The sequence below is a fragment of the Rhizobium sp. USDA 3886 genome (assembly GCF_056279785.1).
Genome location: NZ_JBWCDC010000003.1, coordinates 2,390,649 through 2,406,348 on the forward strand (window position 1 = coordinate 2,390,649; position 15,700 = coordinate 2,406,348).

Sequence of the window (15,700 nt, forward strand, 5' to 3'; positions counted from 1 at the left end):
GGAGACCACAAGGGCCGGCCCAAGCGTTCAGCTTGTCTATGGGACATGCGCTTCCGTCAGCGTGTCACGGTTCGGCAGGGTGGGCGGGGCACCGTTATTGCCCATCCTCGTACCTACGAGACTCTGCCGCTCCCATTCGGCAAAGCCTTGAAGCCGGAAACCGTCAAAAAGGATAAGCCTTTCAAAAGGCGTAAGCAATAATAAATATACCACCTTGTGCACAGCAATATATAAATGCTGCTCTGCAATATATTAATGCTGCTTAGCAATATTTCTCATAATGCAAACGGTGTAATCCAGCACAATAGTCCCCACAGTAATTATTTGCGCATATAAGACTATTAGGCGAGAATAGATTAGTCAGGCTTCAGATCAACGTCGGCGGAGGCTGCAGTGCTTACCGAGGCCCTACGAGCAATCGTCTTTCTCACTGCGCTCACGGGTGCGATCACAGCTTCATGGGCTGCCACCTATCCTACGATTGCAATCGTGGACTACGTCTATGCCTGCATGAAGGCCAATGGAGAAACACGCACTGCGCTCGAAAATTGTTCGTGCTCGATCGATGTCATCGCCTCGATCGTCCCGTATGAACGCTACGAGGCGGCTGAAACCTTCAGGAGCCTCGGACTCCAGACCGGCGAGAGAGGCGTGCTGTTCCGGCAGAGTGCGCCGGCGAAGTCTGCAGCCACAGAGCTGAGGCGCGCCCAGGCGGAGGCAGACGTCCGCTGCTTCTGACGGGCCCGCTGGGGCCTACCGGCGACCGCTCTTGCGGCAGAAGGAAACCTTCTTTTGTTGCGGACGCGCGTCAGCCGACGTCTGGAAACCTCGTCCGGAAATCCGAAACCAGGTCGTCCAGCGCCGTCGCGTCGCGGGTCTGGCGCGCGATGTCCACTTCGAAGATGCCGAGCACATGGGCCGGCCGTGGTGACAGCACGATGACACGATCTGCCAACAAAAGTGCCTCCCGCAGATTGTGTGTCACCATCAGGGCGGTGGTGGGTCTCGCCGACCAAACCGTCATCAAAAGGCGCCGCAATCTGTCGGCCGTCCGTTCATCGAGCGAGGCGAAAGGCTCGTCCAGCAAGAGGATTGCGGGTTCTGTGGCAAAGGCACGCGCGAGGGCAGCGCGGCGGGCAAGGCCGAGCGAAAGCTCCGAAGGATAGAGCGACCGCATGGCCGACAGACCCAGAATGTCGAACAGCCCGTCCAGGTCCATGTCCCGTGCATCTCGAGACAGCGCAAGGCGGACATTCTGCTCCACCGTTCGCCAGGGGAGAAGCACCGGCTCCTGGAATACCGCGGCGATGCGATTGGAACCGCCTTCTGGCAACTGATAGTTGCCGGAAAACTCCCGGTCCAGCCCCAGCAGGATGCGCAAGGTCGTGGTCTTGCCGCAGCCCGACGGCCCAAACAAACAGGCAAATTCTCCCTGCCGCACCTCGAAGGAAAGTCCGCGGAGGGCCGCAATGGTCACGTCCTCAGCCGAGCGGAACGTCTTCTCGGCGATCTCGACCTTAAGCGGGGCGGCGGCGCCAGCGTGTTGCATGTCGTTCAAATGGCTGCACCAGAAGGAGTTCGATCAACAGCATAATGGCAACAAAGGCAAGCGAATAGGCAAGGATGGCGGCGACATCGAATATCTGGAAGTGAAGATAGATCTGGAAGCCCACCCCGTTTGAGCGGCCGAGCAACTCGACAACGAGCACGATCTTCCAGATCAGCGCAATACCAGATCGCGAAGCGGCCGCGAAATAGGGCTGCAGCTGCGGCATCAGAATATGGCGGATCCTGTCGAACGGACTGAGGCGATAGACTTTTGCCATTTCGGCGTAACGGGGATCGAGCGCACGTGCGCCCTCGCGCATGGTGACCACGACGTTGGGTATCTTGTTGATCGCCACCGCACCAATCGCCGCGGCTTCCGTCAAGCCAAACCAGATGTAGGCGAGAACGATGACGACCAGTGCCGGGAGGTTGAGAAAAACGACAAGCCACGGATTGAAGAAAGAATCCGCCCGCCGGTGCATCCCGAGCAGAACGCCGATGACCGACCCGGCCAGCATCGCAACAACATAGGCGGCGGCAACCCGGAAGAGAGTCACGGCGAGATGATAGGCGAGATCGCCGCTTGCCGCCTCCTTGACCACCACCCGCCAGACCTCGATCGGCGGTGGAAACACCCGGCTTGGCCAGACCCCGGCCGCGAGGTTCCAGAGCAGACATAGTCCAAGCAGGGATGCCAAGGCAGTTGCTGCCGGCAGAAGACCACGAGAGATGGCGTGCCCCCGCCGGCCTGCAGCCACCCCATTTTCCAGCCCAGGTCCTGCTGTCATGTCTTCAAGGCCCAGAATGTTCCCGGAGCCATCTGCCGCGCCTCACCGACAAGCTTCTCCCCACCCAGTTTGGCCAGGACTTCGTAAAGCTTGGCGGCATCTTTCTCCTCCTCAGCGAGCGGCCTGTTCGGAATGCCCTCGCGGTAGCGATCGCGCAGCACCTCGAGTTCCCGGCCTTCGGCTCGCACGATCGGTGCCAGCCGCCGCCATTCAGCATCCGACTTGGCCAGAAGCTTCTTGGCCTCCCCGCTTGACCGGAGAAAGTTCAAGGCCACGTCCGGGGTTTCGTTCGCCCATTTTTCATGGAAAACATAACCGAGCGCCGAAACGGGCCCCGATGCCCCGAGCGCCCTGGCGGCATCGTCGGCACCGATGAGGCGACGAAAACCCTTCGCCTCCAGCCGGGCGCAGAAATGCCAGAAGTTCAGCACTGCATCGAGTTCGCCGGACATGGCCTTTTCCGACAGGAGGGGCGGTGCGCCGAAAACGATGTTGCTTTCCCTGGTCAGGTCGATCTTGTGATCACGCCGGGCAAGGCCCTGGATCAGAAGCCAACTCTTGTCGAGCGAACCGCCGGTCACGCCGATTTTTTTTCCGACGAGATCAGGGATGGCACGAATGGGCGCATCCTGCTTGACCATGATGGCGCCAACCGCAGTCGAGTAAGGTGCGAGAGTGAGATCCGCGCCCTGCGAACGCTGGCGCGACACCCACAGCCAATCGGAAACGATAATGTCGAGATCGCCTGCCAACATGGCGACGTTGGTGGCGTCTTCGCCTGCGAAATAGACAATCTCCACGTCGACCCCGTTGGCGGCATCAAACCTGTTGTGCTTGATGGTGTCGAGTTCCCAGTTCACCGTCCCGAACCTTAAGACACCCACCCGTATCTTCGGCGGGGACGGCTTGGCCAAGGCATGGAAGCTCAGGGAGTTTACCGCAGCCAGCAAGGCTGCTCCGCAAATCGCGCGCCTCGATATGTTCATGATGCCACCTCCCGGCAAAATGTTTGCAGCAACGTCATATGTCCCGCCTCTTGCCAGGAAAGACGCATGTCCAACGGATGACCTTCAGCGACGGATGGCTCCCGGACCACTTTGCGATCTCCGCCGGCGCCAGGATCATGCATTGGCCAAGCGAGCCGCGGCTTTCAAAATATAGATGCTCGGTGCGGCAACTGGTCGGGTTGGCCAACAAGCAGACGGTCAGGACGAGATCGACGAGGCTCAATGAAGCACCTTTCACTGCACGGAATGCGCATGCGAAGAACTGCGGACTTGCGTACTTGGCATGCCGCCCGCTTGGTGGCTTTCACAAGGTGCCCGATGGGAAGCCGGCAGTGAGGATACGCGGGTCACAAAGACGCGTCAATCATTCCGCGAGGAACCGCGCCACCTCTGGAGAGTGCCGCGGCCAAGTTGACGTGCCCCCAATGTCATAGCCTGCCCGAAGCAGTTCTAGAAACAGGGACCCGGCCACCGGCGGTCATTTCGCCTCGAGCGCTTCCGCAATCGTCTTGGTAAGCGCATACAAACGCTGTTCGATCAGCGTCGGGACCTCGCAGACGAAGGTCAGCGACTGCGCACGCTCCTGAAAAACACGTATCTGGAACATGAGCCGGTCATTGCGCAGCGCGACCTCGTTCGGATCAGCATCGGGATTTGCCCGCAGGGCATCGACCGCGGAGGCCTCCTGACGCAAGAGTGTTGCCATGTCTCTCTGCCGGTGGGCATACCGCGCAATGCCGGAGATGACGTCAGATCGCTCCCGGTTCATATGATCGAACAGCCCCCGCACAAGCATGGCCATGCGGTTCTTCCTCTCGCCCTCCGACAGGCTTTCCTCAAAAGCGCTGATCTTTTGCTGCGCTTCCGGCAACGGAACGCGGCGTGCCGAAAGCTCCTGCACCAGCGCAGCGATGGCCGCATCTTTGGACCAATCGGCGGCCGTCTGCGGCAGTTCGGGACCATTCCAGATCTGACCGAGCGAAAGCACTGGCACCTTGCGCTGGATACACGGGCCAGTCCGGATCGTTACCCTGCGCGGACAAGACGGGCCACGAGACGATTGCGCCAAGTGCGACGGCGGGGAAAATGTACGTCGGAGATCGCCACCCCATCAGGTATTTCCTCCCGTGTCCTGCCTGCGGCTGAGCAAGCCATTCGATGGATCATAGGCAAGAATTGCGCCCCCGAGAAACAGCGCCGTGCATCCGATGACGACGGCAAGCGATCCCCAATCGATCTGTCCATAAATGGCGAAGCGAACCAGTTCGACCGCATAGGTGAACGGATTTGCGAGGCAGATCTTGTGGAGGAGCGGGCTCGATTCCTGGATACGCCAGAGCGGATAGAGCGCGGGCGAGGCAAAATACATCGGAAAGATCACGAAGTTCATGATGCCCGCAAAATTCTCGAGCTGCTTGATCATCGACGACAGGAGCATGCCGAGCGAGCAGAGCATCATGCCTGACAGGAACAGCGCGGGCAGAACCAGCAGGTAGCCGACGGGGGGCGGTTTGACACCCCAGAACCATGCAATGGCCAGGAAGGCATAGACCTGCATGATCGATACCGCAACACCCGCAAGCAGCTTGGAGAGCAGCAGGAACCAGCGTGGAAATGGGCTGACGAGCAGGGTACGCATGTTGCCCATCTCCCGGTCATATACCATGGAGAGCGACGACTGCATGCCGCTGAACAACAGGATCATGCCGCACAGGCCAGGTGTGATGTAGACCTCGTAGAGCACGTAGGTCTTGTAGGGTGGGATGATCGAAACACCGAGCACCTGGCGAAATCCTGCGGCGAACACGAAAAGCCAAAGCAGCGGGCGAACCAGCGAGGAGATGAAGCGCTCACGCTGGTTGAGGAAACGAAGGCCTTCGCGATATAGAATTCCCTTCAGACAAATGAGATGCTGACGCAAGCTGAAGCCGCGAGTTGAGGCATGATCAGCAGGAATTGCGCGTGTATCACCTTGGAATGCCATCATGGTGCTCCTTCCGCCGGAGCGAGCCCGGTTAAGGCGACAAATGCCTGGCGAATGCCGTCTGTACCAGCCGAACGGACGACGTCATCCACGGTACCGTCCGCCAGCACCCTCCCCTTGTGGAGGATGACGACATGGTCGCCCTCTTCAACCTCGTCGATCAAGTGGGTGGCCCAGAACACGCTGATGCCATCGGCAGCCACAAGCGCCCGGATGGTCGCAAGGATCTCTGCGCGCGACTGTATGTCGAGCCCAACGGTTGCCTCGTCGAGCAGCAGCAATGGCGGCCGGTGCAAGAGTGCGCGTACAATCTCGATGCGCCGCATCTGCCCGCCGGAAAGGCTACGCGCCTTGTCGTAGAGCCTGTCGCTCATGTTCACCTGGGCAAGCAGTGTTTTAATCCGCTCCATAGCCTGTTCGTGGCCGATTCCATGCAGCGAGGCGTGGTAGGAAAGGTTCTGGTAGACGCTGAGGTCGAGATCGAGCGTCCGCGCCTGGAACACGATGCCGAGGCGGCGCAGCGCTTCGCCAGGTTCCCGGCTGATATCGTGGCCGAAGATGCGGATCGAGCCGTGGCGGGTGTTGTAGAGATGGCTGATCAACGAAAGCAGCGTGGTCTTGCCCGCCCCGTTAAGGCCAAGCAACACGGTAAAATGGCCTGCCGCGATTGAGAAGGAAACGCCGGACAGAGCCTGCTGCTGTCCATAGAAATGGCTGACCTTCGAAACGTCAAGCGCGGTGGGCAGGCTCACCCCATCCTTCGCCTTCACATGCTGCATGGCGCCGTATCCTCCTACCTTGAAACCCTAAGCCTCCCTGCCCTATTTGATGGTGATCGTTCCTTTCATGCCCTTGTCGGCCAGATCGGGAACGGACCACGTGTACGTGCCCGGCCGGATGGTCGTGAATTGCACCTGCATCGTGCCTTCCTTATCGAATTCCAGCCACGCAGGCGCGCCGTTCATGTGAACCTCCAGATCGTTGATGACGATCTGGTTCATCCAGACATTGCGGAAAAAGTCCGTGGCAAACTTGTATTCGAGCCCCGCTGCCGACGTGATTTTCCAGCGGTATCCCTGCCCGGCCATCAGTGCGAAATCCTTCTGATTGACGGTGAAACTGTCGGCGGCCGATCCGAGGATCAGTTCAGGCACATCCTTGCTGGCACGGGTCACCTTCTGAGCGGCGGGCGGAACGGCTACCGTATCGTCATCATCGTTGTCATCTGCATCTTGTGCAAAGCCTGGAAGCACCAACAAGGCTGTCCCAACGAGCACCGTCAGCGCGATGGCCTTATATTGCTGCATATTTTCCTCCCTTTGATCATCAGAAATGCCTGCGCAACAGTCAGTTCGGGGACACGACCACACCCCAGGGCAGCGCCCCGACAGTCACGGATTGAACCGGCTCATCGGTCGCGACATCGATGAAGGTGATGTCGTTGGACACCCCATTTGTGCTGATGATCGCCTTCTGGTCGGGGGTAAAGGCAAGTTGCCAGACCCGCTGCCCGACCAGCACATATTTTTCGACCTCGTAGGTATGCGCATCGACCACTGCGACACGATTGGCAGGGCCGAGCGCGACATAGGCCTTCTTGCCATCGGCGGTGATGCGCACGCCCACCGGCTGAATCGCTTCCGATCGCAGGCCGGGTATCTCGAAGGTGATTTTGTGCTTCACTTCCCGGCTGGTGTTGTCGATGACGGAGACGGTACCGCCGATTTCGGCGCTGACCCAGACCTCCGAATTGTCCGGCTTGAACTCGGCGAACCGTGGCCTGGAATCGACAAGAACATTGTGGGTGATCTCGTTGGTTTCCGTATCGATGAAGTGCGCCATGTTGGTCGTTTCGGAGGTATTGACCATGGACTTTCCGTCCGGGCTGATGCCCATGCCCTCGGGTTCAACGCCGACCGGCACTTCGGCCCGCACCTCTTTGCTTTCAAGATCGATGACCGTGACGAGATTGTCGTCCTCGTTGGCGACATAGAGCGTCTTTCCGTCAGGCGAGAGGACGAACAACTCCGGATCAGGCCCGGACGGCAGCGATCCGACGATCTCGTAAGTCGTCGTATCGATGATCTCGATCGTGTCGTCGTCGCTTGCGCAGAGGTAGATGAACTTGCCATCGCGTGAAATGGTGATGCCGCGCGGCCGCTGGCCGACATCAATCGTGCGCAGCACTTCCTTCGTCTCCGAGTCCACCACGCTCACCGTGTTGTCCTTCTCGTTGGAGACATACACCGTGTAGGCACAAGCGGGTGCCTGCAGGCCGGCCGCCACGACAAATCCCAAGGTCAGAAAAGTCAGTCTTCGGTGCATCTGGCTCTCTCCTTGTTCGAAGCTATTTCAGCGTACATCGGGTTTCCGGCTGATCGACACCGAGCGTGTCGAGTTCGGAAACCTGGTGCAGAAACCCCTCCTGCGGTGAGGTCGACACCACGGAACGCCCGTCTCCGAGGAAGATCGGCTGGCGCAATTGCCAGTTCCATTTCCGGAAGGTCAGCTTCTGTCCCTTGAAAGCCGCAATCGAAAAATCATCGGCGCGGATGAAGGCGGAAATCTTCCCGGGGTCAGTACCTTGCGTGCGCGTCGCAGCCTCGCCGACAATTCTTGCCGCAGTCCACGCGGCCATGTCCTTCGACAGCATGCGCCTGCCATTCGTCTTGGCGAAGCGGTTCTGGATCTGGGTGCCGCCCCATTGCTCGCTGGCCGGATGCCAGGCCGATGGCACGAGGCCGGCCGTTCCGGCAACGGGGCGCGGGATCCATGTGCGGAATGGTACGTAGGTGCCGAAGACCTCGCTTTCGTCGGCCACGAGCAAGACGTCGTAGTCGGGAAAATCCTGCGTGAAGACCGGCATTTGCCGCTGAATCTGGACCACGCCGGTATCCGTCCGCCGCGCCGTGCCGGTGTCGGTAAACTCCTTTTCCGCGACGATGTCGCCGCCGAAGCGCATGGCGGCGCGCCGGAGCGCGTCGGCAAAAAGCTTGTCCGGCGCATGGGAGCCGTAAACCAGCACCCATCGGCGCCACTGTTTCCAAATCAGATACTGCGCCAGCCCGTCGGCGAGCATGGTGCGGGTAGGCGCAGTGTGAAACACGTTCACCCGGCACTCCTCCTCACGCAGACTGTCGTCGGTGGCGCCGACATTGAAGATCAAAACGCCCCTTTCGCGAGCCAGATCGGCGATCGACAGAAGCTGGCCGGCTGACAGGTCCGCGAGAACATAGAGAACACCCTTCGATATCAGCTCGTTAAAAACCGGAACTATGTCAGCATCGGGCCTGACCTCGGCCACGTCGAGCGAGAACGTTTGCCCAAGAAAGGCACCGGTCGTGTTGTTGTCGCCGATCGCCACGTTCGCGCCCGCAACGCCTTCGTCGCGCGGCGGCACATCCAAGACGGAAAGCGCCAGCCGGGGTGCATAGGCGCGAAGATAGCCCAGCCGGATCTGCGAAACCGGCTGCTGGGATTTGGCCGGCTTGTTGACCGAAGCGGAAGCGGGTTCCTCCGCAACGGCGCTAAACAGGCCGAAAAGCGCAAGCAAAGCCACGAAAAACAATATGAGGACATTAGGCACCGTACATCCCACATGATCAGCAGAATGCTTCAGTTCCGACGAAAGCCGGATCTGTGCAATTCTAAGGTGCCGCCGTCAGCTTAAACGACATACTTCCGATTTCAACTGAAAATTTAACTGCGTCACCGCGCCGCCTGCTTCGGACCGACCTGCATAGCCTGATCTGTATCCCGCCGGATTGGCTCCATGCTTTTCGCAGGAGCGAGACGAGACGTTCTCTTTGGATCGATCTTGGTTTCGTCGCGGTGGTGAACGAGCGCATCCTTCAAGGTTGGATGCGACGCCACCTCCGCCATCCCGAAGTCGCGACAAACGCAGAGCTCCCAATACTTGAGGCGGTCAAGGTCCAAGCGCTCGTCGTTTCGGTTGGCGGTTGGGCAAATGGGTGGTGGTGCATATGAGACACGCGGGTCGGGTATTGTATTTCAACTGAAAGCAGATTCCTGCCCACCTGAAATCAGAATGCAACCTCCCTCCCGAATTCTCGCCGCCGCCGTCGTTCGTATCCGATCGACGGAATTGAAAAAACACGGAGGTTGTCACCATGACTGGGAAGCACGTCAAAACCGGGGTGATCGTCATCGATCGATCCGATCCCGCCATCGTACCGGCGAAGAAAACAAGCGGGCCGAGCGGGCCACAGATCGTCGGTCTCCGTCACGTCGGCATGGTCGCCGAAAATCCGGCTGCGCTTGCACGATTCTATCAGGATACGCTGGGTCTTCAGGTGGTCGGCGGCAGTGGCGAAGAAAACCCGTTCGGCGCCAGCGCCTTCCTGACCAGCGATCCAGCCGAAGATTCTCATCAGATCGCGATCTTCACCGATCCTGCCTTGCGCCACGTCGCATTCAAGGTCGCTACATTGGCCGACCTGCGTGCTGCCTACCATCGCATCATCGACATGGGGCTGCCGATCAAGATGGCCTTCAATCACGGCGTATCGCTTGCGTTCTATTTCGAAGACCTTGAGGGGAACCTCGTCGAGGTCTACTGGGCAACCGGCATCGCCCTTGGCCAGCCTTATGGGGACCCGCTCGATTTGACACTGCCCGAAGAGGCTTTGCGGCAGGATGTCGAGCGCGTGGCGCGGGAGGCAAATGCACGCGGTCCCCTATCTGCGCCATCCACATCGGCGCCATAGCGCGGAGCGGCTCTCCCCGTTCATCCCTGCCATTCAATTCACGCCTGAAGAGGAAATAGCAATGACGAAACCGCGATCGCTACCGCGGGCACGGCCTCTTTCATGTCACCTCCTGTTCTCCGAGAAAGAGCTACACGACCCGTGGACGGCGTGAACGGAACTTAAACCTTTTTCGGCGCGGGAGAGGTGCGGGCAAGCTTCCCTTCTTCCGCCTTGTAGAAATATTGGCTGGCAATCAGCCATCCCTTGAGAGGCCGCAAGGGCGGGATACAGGTGGCCAGCATAAATGGACCGGTGACCAGCAGATGGACCCACAGGGGCGCGCTGTACTGGACCTCGAGCCACACGCCGAGCAGGACACTGGGCACACAAGCGAAGCATATGACAAAAAATGCGGGACCATCTGCCGGATCGGCGAAACCGTAGTCGAGGCCACAGACTTCACATTCGGGCCGGATTTTCAGGAAACCGTTGAAAATATGCCCCTGGCCGCAACGTGGGCATCGGCCTCTCGGCCCCGTTGTCGTTGGGGGGATTGGCGGCCACTCCGTTTGCATGATGAATGCTCCCATATCTACGATCAATATCATTATTGACTGCATTCAATATAGATACATTTACCTGATTGATGCGATACGACATAGTGCCGCAGAGCCCAGCGCCCGTGAACGAGAGCAAAATTCGCTGATGCGAACTCGAAACTAGAAGAAGGACGCCGCGAGTTCGGGCGGGCCTTCGAGTGCGTGCCCCATGAATTCCAGAGCACCCCGGAGCTTTTCGCGGTCGATCGGGCCTCCAAGGCAGACGCGCACCGCTTCTGGCGCCTGGCCTTCGACCGTGAATGCATCGCTGGCAACGACGCCAATGCCCGAGGCGCGCATGTGGCTGCCGAAGGTCGACCGCGTCCAGCCGTTCGTCAGCGGCAGCCAGATGTTGAAGCTGATGGGATCGCCGCGATAACTGCCGGCCGGAAGGATGGCTGCGACCGTTTCCTGGCGTGCCGTTGCCTCCTTGCGGATGAATCGAAGGATGGTATCGGCTGTGCCATCCTCGATCCACCGCGTGGCAAGCGCCATGTTGAGCGGCGACGCCATGACATTGTTGGCACGCATAGCACTGACGAAGGGCCAAACCGCCTTGGTATCCGGTGCAACGACATAGGCCAGCCGGAGGCCGGCGCCGATGCATTTCGCCAAGCCGCCGATATGCCAGGTGAGGTCCGGAGCCATTGCCGCAAGCGGCGGCGGCGCATGCAGCGGAATGAAGCCATAGGCGTCATCCTCGATGATCGGGACGTGATATTTGCGCGCCACCGCGCAGATTTCTTCACGCCGCCGCTCCGGAATAGTCAGGGTCAGCGGGTTCTGCAGGGTCGGGTTGAGATAAAGCCCCTTGGGTTTCAATCTCTCGCAGGCTTCGGCAAAAGCGCCCGGCAGAATGCCGTCAACGTCCATCGGCAAACCCGAAAGAATGAGACGCAGCTGCGCCGCAATCGAGCGGATGCCGGGATAAGTGATGCTTTCCGACAGGATGGTTTCACCGGGCTTTGCCAGCAGGCCGCAAATCGCCAGCAGCGCCGGGTGAGCGCCGGGCGTCACGAATATCCGCTCCTGCGAAGGGACAAGGCCGCGACGGCTGAGCCAGGCGGCAGCGGCCTCCTTGTCCATGCCCGAGCCGCCAAATCCCTGATAGCGCAGAAGCGGGACAAGGCTGGAAGCCACCGACGAGATGCCCTCGCGCATCCGCGTGATCAATTCCGGATCGGTCGGCTCCGGCGGCATATTCATCGAAAGGTCGATCGCCGACGTACGGCGCGGATCGGGGGCGGTGTCGGACGCAAAGCCCCGGCGCTCCTTGTCGGCCCCGCCGGTGACGAACGTCCCGCGGCCGACGTGCGAAACCACCAGTCCGCGCTTCTGCGCCTCGGCATAACCCCGTGCAACAGTCGTGAAATCGATATCCAGACGTTTCGCCAACTCGCGCTGCGGCGGCAGGCGATCGCCGATGGCCAGATGACCGCTGCGCAAATCCATCTCGATCAGGTCGGCAATGGCCATGTAGCGGGGGCTGTTGCTGCGGCTGAGGTCGGGTCGCCAGTCTTTCATCGTAATGTCGCCATGTCCTTCTTCATCGACATTGACTGTATATTGTTGCAATCGCCCTTTGTCACGAAAAATGACACAAATTCTGGTGCGAATGGCGACAGAGGCTCAACGTTATACACATACTTTGCCTTTCCATGAATGATTGATGGTCAATTGAATGCATTCATTTTGAGCTTTCGTGCATTCTATTTTTGCGTCTGATCGCCCAGAAAATCAGCCAGTAAAATTTTATCCTCATAATTGATCGCATAATTGAATGTATTTTTGCATTATTTGACTGCCATTTGTGCAAAATCAATCTGGCACACAGCTTGCAATTGGATGGATGCTCCCCGGATGGGGATCGGATTTCAACCAAGGAGCCATCCATGCCCGCAGTGACCAAGCCAGCCAATCAAAAAGGCGACTTTCTTGTCGATTACGAGGAAAAGGTTTTTGAGGACGTACAGGCCGGCGAAGGTGAAAAAGCCCTCGTCACTTTCCATACCGTGGCCTTCGAAGGATCGATCGGATTCGTCAACCTCCTGCAGGCGACGCGCCTGAAGCGGAAGGGTTTCGAGACCTCGATCCTTCTCTATGGCCCGGGCGTGACGCTCGGCGTCCAGCGCGGTTTTCCGACGCTCGGCGCGGAGGCCTTTCCCGGCCATCTGAATTTCAACAACCAGATCGTCAAATTCATGGAAGAGGGCGGCAAAGTCTACGCCTGCCGTTTTGCCCTTCAGGCGCTTTATGGGCATGGCGAAGGTGCACTGATCTCCGGCATCACGCCGATCAGTCCGCTCGACGTTCTCGACCTAATCCTCATTCACCGCCGCGACGGCGCTTTCATCCTCGATACCTGGACCCTTTGACTCACTGAGGCGGAGCACCCTGCTCCGCCCTCTCAATTCACCGACCGAGGATTCGCCATGGAGAAAAAAAACAGTGTCCGGGTTGCCGCCGCACAGATCGCGCCGGATCTGACTTCGCGTGAGAAAACGCTCGCCCGCGTACTGGAAACGATCCGCGACGCGGCTGCCAAAGGCGCCGAGCTGATCGTCTTTCCGGAAACCTTGGTCCCCTGGTATCCCTATTTTTCCTTCGTGCTGCCGCCTGTTCTCTCAGGCAAGGAGCATGTCCGGCTCTACGAGGAAGCAGTGACCGTTCCGAGTGCTGCCACCGATGCGGTCTCGGCAGCCGCACGAGAGCACGGTATCGTCGTGGTGCTTGGCGTTAACGAGCGCGACCATGGATCGCTCTACAATGCCCAGCTGCTGTTCGATGCCGATGGCACGCTTATCCTCAAGCGCCGCAAGATCACCCCGACCTTCCATGAGCGCATGATCTGGGGCCAGGGCGACGCCTCCGGCCTGAAGGTGGTCGATAGCGCCGTCGGACGTCTCGGAGCGCTGGCTTGCTGGGAGCATTACAACCCCCTGGCCCGCTACGCCCTGATGGCGCAGCACGAGGACATCCACATCGCCCAGTTTCCAGGCTCCATGGTCGGACCCATTTTTGCCGACCAGATGGAAGTCACCATCCGCCACCACGCGCTGGAAAGCGGTTGCTTCGTCGTCAATTCGACGGGATGGCTGACCGACGAGCAGATTGCCTCGATCACCCCCGATCAGGGCTTGCAAAAAACCCTGCGCGGCGGCTGCATGACGGCAATCATCTCGCCCGAAGGCAAGCATGTCGTGCCGCCGTTGACCGAAGGTGAAGGCATCCTGGTGGCCGATCTCGACATGAGCCTCATCGTCAAGCGCAAGCGGATGATGGATTCGGTCGGCCATTATGCCCGCCCCGAACTGCTGCATCTCGTCATGGATGGCCGCGCCACGACGCCGATGGTCGCCACCTCCCAACCATCCTTCACCTCAGCCGAAGCAAGGACCCTTTCCGATGGAGAATACGACACGTCTTCCGACAGAAATTCTGATCAACGAATTGCAGTCCTACGGAGCCCGGCTCGTTGATCCCAAGGTAGGCCACGAAAGCCGCCGCGGCGGCGCCGGACCGTCCGACCACAAGGCGCTGACTATCGACGGCATGACGGTGATGGTGCCGGTGCACACCGCACCCGCATTTGAGAGCCCCTATCTGGTGGAGAAACCGGATGATATGGGCCGCAGCCGCATCAGCCGGGATGGCACGGTGCTGGGCGAGGTTTCCTTTCCGCTGCGGCCGCGCTTCTACGAGCGCTCGACCGCCGACGGCATCCCCTATTCGCAGATCGCCGTGCTGCACGGCAAGGACGTGCTGGCCACGACCGTGCTGCAGACCTGCATCCGCTATCAGAGCCGCACCAAGACTTGTCAGTTTTGCGCCATCGGCCAGTCGCTGGCGGCCGGCCGCACCATCGCCCACAAGACGCCCGAACAGTTGGCGGAAGTTGCCAGGGCGGCCGTCGAACTGGATGACGTCAAGCATATGGTGATGACCACCGGCACGCCGAAGGGCGACGACCGCGGTGCTGCCATCCTGGCCGACAGCGCCCGCGCCATCAAGGCGGCCGTCAACATTCCCATCCAGGCGCAATGCGAGCCGCCGGAAGACGACATCTGGTTCACCCGCATGAAGGAGGCCGGCGTCGATGCGCTGGGCATGCATCTAGAAGCCGTCACCCCGGAGGTCCGTGCTCGCATCATGCCGGGCAAGGCGCAGGTGTCGATCACCAAATACATGGCTTCGTTCAAGGCTGCCGTGGAGGTCTTCGGACGCGGCCAGGTCTCGACCTATATCCTGGCCGGCCTCGGCGACAGCCGCGAGGCCATTCTGGATATCTGCGAAAAGCTTGTCGCGATCGGCGTTTATCCCTTCGTCGTGCCTTTCGTGCCGATCTCAGGCACGCCGCTCGAAAGCCACCCTACCCCCAAGCCCGACGTCATGCATTCGATCCTCGGCCCGCTGTCCCGGATGCTGGTCGACAGCGGTCTGAAGGCCGTCGACATCAAGGCCGGCTGCGGCAAATGCGGCGCCTGCTCGGCCCTTTCCACCTATGAAAGGATGCTGTCCAAATGATGCTCGAACCCTTTTCCCCGTATCGCTCCAGCGAATTCCAGGTGAAGTTCGCGACCTCCGGCTGGGAGCGCAGCGAAGCGCATGCGCTGCGCCGCGCCGTGTTCTGCGAGGAACAGCAGATTTTTGAAGGCGACGACCGCGACGCGATCGACGATCACGCTATCCCGATCGTTGCCCTCTCCATGCTGGGCATTGCCGCGGACCAGCTGGTCGGCACGGTGCGCATTCACCAGGCCGAACCCGGCCTCTGGTGGGGCTCGCGGCTGGCGGTGCATCAGGATTTTCGCAAAATCGGCGCCTTGGGGGCGACCCTGATCAAGCTCGCCGTGTCGTCCGCCAATGCCATGGGATGCCACACGTTCCTTGCCAATGTGCAGCTGCAGAACGGCCTGCTGTTCCGTCGCCTGCATTGGGATGTGATTGAGGAATTCGAGGTCTATGGCAAACCGCATCTCAGGATGAAGGCCGATCTTGTCTATTATCCGCCCTGCATCACACCCGAAGCCGGCTTCGTCGCCCTTCCCAGGAAGGCAGCGTGAGC

General features: G+C 59.8%; 17 protein-coding genes. 6 read left to right on the forward strand and 11 right to left on the reverse strand.

Going from position 1 to position 15,700, the window contains the following annotated elements; genetic code table 11:
* Positions 1-393 precede the first annotated feature (393 nt).
* The gene (locus ACZ9BX_RS34480) at positions 394-738 is read left to right on the forward strand and encodes a hypothetical protein (RefSeq protein WP_476222855.1); all 345 of its coding nucleotides are present in this window, start codon (positions 394-396) and stop codon (positions 736-738) included.
* 70 nt (positions 739-808) lie between these two features.
* Here the strand turns inward: ACZ9BX_RS34480 and ACZ9BX_RS34485 are convergent, their stop codons facing one another.
* The 9 genes from ACZ9BX_RS34485 to ACZ9BX_RS34525 all read right to left on the reverse strand — a co-directional run bounded on the left by ACZ9BX_RS34485 (position 809) and on the right by ACZ9BX_RS34525 (position 8,862).
* On the reverse strand, positions 809-1,549 hold the full coding sequence (locus ACZ9BX_RS34485; protein WP_476223124.1) for an ABC transporter ATP-binding protein: 741 nt from the start codon (positions 1,547-1,549) through the stop codon (positions 809-811).
* Positions 1,518-2,246 (reverse strand): ABC transporter permease, encoded by a 729-nt coding sequence (locus ACZ9BX_RS34490; protein ID WP_476222856.1) that lies wholly within the window; start codon positions 2,244-2,246, stop codon positions 1,518-1,520. The genes ACZ9BX_RS34485 and ACZ9BX_RS34490 overlap by 32 nt, the downstream gene beginning before the upstream one ends.
* A gap of 86 nt (positions 2,247-2,332) precedes the next feature.
* Entirely contained in the window at positions 2,333-3,322 is a 990-nt protein-coding gene (locus ACZ9BX_RS34495; RefSeq protein ID WP_476222857.1) for an ABC transporter substrate-binding protein, read from the reverse strand.
* A 499-nt stretch (positions 3,323-3,821) separates the two neighbouring features.
* Positions 3,822-4,331, reverse strand: coding sequence for a hypothetical protein (locus tag ACZ9BX_RS34500; RefSeq protein WP_476222858.1), 510 nt, complete (start codon positions 4,329-4,331; stop codon positions 3,822-3,824).
* Positions 4,332-4,454: 123 nt separating this feature from the next.
* On the reverse strand, positions 4,455-5,330 hold the full coding sequence (locus tag ACZ9BX_RS34505) for an ABC transporter permease (RefSeq protein ID WP_476222859.1): 876 nt from the start codon (positions 5,328-5,330) through the stop codon (positions 4,455-4,457).
* Positions 5,327-6,106 (reverse strand): ATP-binding cassette domain-containing protein, encoded by a 780-nt coding sequence (locus ACZ9BX_RS34510; RefSeq protein ID WP_476222860.1) that lies wholly within the window; start codon positions 6,104-6,106, stop codon positions 5,327-5,329. The genes ACZ9BX_RS34505 and ACZ9BX_RS34510 overlap by 4 nt, the downstream gene beginning before the upstream one ends.
* Before the next feature lie 42 nt (positions 6,107-6,148).
* Positions 6,149-6,634, reverse strand: a complete 486-nt coding sequence (locus ACZ9BX_RS34515; RefSeq protein ID WP_476222861.1) for a cupredoxin domain-containing protein — start codon at positions 6,632-6,634, stop codon at positions 6,149-6,151.
* A gap of 40 nt (positions 6,635-6,674) precedes the next feature.
* The gene (locus ACZ9BX_RS34520) at positions 6,675-7,652 is read right to left on the reverse strand and encodes a YVTN family beta-propeller repeat protein (RefSeq protein WP_476222862.1); all 978 of its coding nucleotides are present in this window, start codon (positions 7,650-7,652) and stop codon (positions 6,675-6,677) included.
* A 22-nt stretch (positions 7,653-7,674) separates the two neighbouring features.
* Positions 7,675-8,862, reverse strand: a complete 1,188-nt coding sequence (locus tag ACZ9BX_RS34525; RefSeq protein WP_476223125.1) for an ABC transporter substrate-binding protein — start codon at positions 8,860-8,862, stop codon at positions 7,675-7,677.
* A gap of 595 nt (positions 8,863-9,457) precedes the next feature.
* Between ACZ9BX_RS34525 and ACZ9BX_RS34530 the strand changes: the two genes are divergently transcribed.
* On the forward strand, positions 9,458-10,054 hold the full coding sequence (locus tag ACZ9BX_RS34530; protein WP_476222863.1) for a VOC family protein: 597 nt from the start codon (positions 9,458-9,460) through the stop codon (positions 10,052-10,054).
* Positions 10,055-10,215: 161 nt separating this feature from the next.
* Here ACZ9BX_RS34530 and ACZ9BX_RS34535 read toward each other — a convergent pair whose 3' ends face one another.
* Both ACZ9BX_RS34535 and ACZ9BX_RS34540 read right to left on the reverse strand, forming a co-directional pair.
* A complete protein-coding gene (locus ACZ9BX_RS34535; RefSeq protein WP_476223126.1) occupies positions 10,216-10,611 on the reverse strand; it encodes a DUF983 domain-containing protein in 396 nt (131 codons plus the stop codon).
* A gap of 144 nt (positions 10,612-10,755) precedes the next feature.
* Positions 10,756-12,159 (reverse strand): aminotransferase-like domain-containing protein, encoded by a 1,404-nt coding sequence (locus ACZ9BX_RS34540; protein ID WP_476223127.1) that lies wholly within the window; start codon positions 12,157-12,159, stop codon positions 10,756-10,758.
* Positions 12,160-12,527: 368 nt separating this feature from the next.
* On the opposite strand from ACZ9BX_RS34540, the gene ACZ9BX_RS34545 reads away from it, so the two are divergent.
* Genes ACZ9BX_RS34545 through ACZ9BX_RS34560 form a run of 4 tightly spaced genes read left to right on the forward strand, consistent with a single transcriptional unit; the run spans position 12,528 to position 15,698 of the window.
* A complete protein-coding gene (locus tag ACZ9BX_RS34545) occupies positions 12,528-13,010 on the forward strand; it encodes an MSMEG_0572/Sll0783 family nitrogen starvation response protein (protein WP_132567219.1) in 483 nt (160 codons plus the stop codon).
* Between the two features lie 57 nt (positions 13,011-13,067).
* The gene (locus tag ACZ9BX_RS34550; RefSeq protein WP_476222864.1) at positions 13,068-14,114 is read left to right on the forward strand and encodes a Nit6803 family nitrilase; all 1,047 of its coding nucleotides are present in this window, start codon (positions 13,068-13,070) and stop codon (positions 14,112-14,114) included.
* The gene (locus ACZ9BX_RS34555) at positions 14,041-15,159 is read left to right on the forward strand and encodes an MSMEG_0568 family radical SAM protein (protein WP_132567223.1); all 1,119 of its coding nucleotides are present in this window, start codon (positions 14,041-14,043) and stop codon (positions 15,157-15,159) included. Before ACZ9BX_RS34550 ends, ACZ9BX_RS34555 begins: the two co-directional genes overlap by 74 nt.
* Positions 15,156-15,698: an MSMEG_0567/Sll0786 family nitrogen starvation N-acetyltransferase gene (locus tag ACZ9BX_RS34560; RefSeq protein WP_476222865.1), complete on the forward strand. Its 543-nt coding sequence runs from the start codon at positions 15,156-15,158 to the stop codon at positions 15,696-15,698. The genes ACZ9BX_RS34555 and ACZ9BX_RS34560 overlap by 4 nt, the downstream gene beginning before the upstream one ends.
* Positions 15,699-15,700 lie beyond the last annotated feature (2 nt).

Excerpts from the sequence above, each read along its gene's own strand:
- ACZ9BX_RS34550 (WP_476222864.1), top strand. The coding sequence starts at position 13,068 with ATGGAGAAAAAAAACAGTGTCCGGGTTGCCGCCGCACAGATCGCGCCG.
- ACZ9BX_RS34535 (WP_476223126.1), bottom strand. The coding sequence starts at position 10,611 with ATGCAAACGGAGTGGCCGCCAATCCCCCCAACGACAACGGGGCCGAGA.
- ACZ9BX_RS34485 (WP_476223124.1), bottom strand. The coding sequence starts at position 1,549 with ATGCAACACGCTGGCGCCGCCGCCCCGCTTAAGGTCGAGATCGCCGAG.
- ACZ9BX_RS34515 (WP_476222861.1), bottom strand. The coding sequence starts at position 6,634 with ATGCAGCAATATAAGGCCATCGCGCTGACGGTGCTCGTTGGGACAGCC.
- ACZ9BX_RS34545 (WP_132567219.1), top strand. The coding sequence starts at position 12,528 with ATGCCCGCAGTGACCAAGCCAGCCAATCAAAAAGGCGACTTTCTTGTC.
- ACZ9BX_RS34540 (WP_476223127.1), bottom strand. The coding sequence starts at position 12,159 with ATGAAAGACTGGCGACCCGACCTCAGCCGCAGCAACAGCCCCCGCTAC.
- ACZ9BX_RS34505 (WP_476222859.1), bottom strand. The coding sequence starts at position 5,330 with ATGATGGCATTCCAAGGTGATACACGCGCAATTCCTGCTGATCATGCC.
- ACZ9BX_RS34520 (WP_476222862.1), bottom strand. The coding sequence starts at position 7,652 with ATGCACCGAAGACTGACTTTTCTGACCTTGGGATTTGTCGTGGCGGCC.
- ACZ9BX_RS34530 (WP_476222863.1), top strand. The coding sequence starts at position 9,458 with ATGACTGGGAAGCACGTCAAAACCGGGGTGATCGTCATCGATCGATCC.
- ACZ9BX_RS34495 (WP_476222857.1), bottom strand. The coding sequence starts at position 3,322 with ATGAACATATCGAGGCGCGCGATTTGCGGAGCAGCCTTGCTGGCTGCG.
- ACZ9BX_RS34555 (WP_132567223.1), top strand. The coding sequence starts at position 14,041 with ATGGAGAATACGACACGTCTTCCGACAGAAATTCTGATCAACGAATTG.
- ACZ9BX_RS34510 (WP_476222860.1), bottom strand. The coding sequence starts at position 6,106 with ATGCAGCATGTGAAGGCGAAGGATGGGGTGAGCCTGCCCACCGCGCTT.
- ACZ9BX_RS34560 (WP_476222865.1), top strand. The coding sequence starts at position 15,156 with ATGATGCTCGAACCCTTTTCCCCGTATCGCTCCAGCGAATTCCAGGTG.